Here is a 384-nt window from a genome sequence, read left to right as displayed (position 1 = left end):
GGGAAGTAGCTCAGCTTGGTAGAGCACTTGGTTTGGGACCAAGGGGTCGCAGGTTCGAATCCTGTCTTCCCGATTTATTTTAAGGGGCCTTAGCTCAGCTGGGAGAGCGCCTGCTTTGCACGCAGGAGGTCAGCGGTTCGATCCCGCTAGGCTCCATTAGTACTTTATTATTATCGCGGTGTAGCTCAGCTGGCTAGAGCGTCCGGTTCATACCCGGGAGGTCGGGGGTTCGATCCCCTTCGCCGCGATTGTTTTTTTAAGAGCCAAGGACCTTTAGCTCAGTTGGTTAGAGCAGACGGCTCATAACCGTCCGGTCGTAGGTTCGAGTCCTACAAGGTCCATTGTAGTGACGATTAATAATTATTCCGGAGGATTACCCAAGTC

The 384-nt window shown here is 52.6% G+C and carries 4 tRNA genes; all 4 read left to right on the top strand.

Going from position 1 to position 384, the window contains the following annotated elements:
* A tRNA-Pro gene (locus RV15_RS18475) sits at positions 1–73 on the top strand.
* 10 nt (positions 74–83) lie between these two features.
* Positions 84–156, top strand: a tRNA-Ala gene (locus RV15_RS18470).
* A gap of 18 nt (positions 157–174) precedes the next feature.
* Positions 175–248: transfer RNA gene (locus RV15_RS18465), tRNA-Met, on the top strand.
* 19 nt (positions 249–267) lie between these two features.
* A tRNA-Ile gene (locus RV15_RS18460) sits at positions 268–341 on the top strand.
* The last annotated feature ends 43 nt before the right edge of the window (positions 342–384 follow it).

The sequence above is a fragment of the Enterococcus silesiacus genome (assembly GCF_001886225.1).
In the GTDB taxonomy this organism is placed as follows: domain Bacteria; phylum Bacillota; class Bacilli; order Lactobacillales; family Enterococcaceae; genus Enterococcus_L; species Enterococcus_L silesiacus.
Note: the sequence above shows the minus strand (reverse complement) of the source record. Positions and strands in the feature narration are given on the sequence as shown.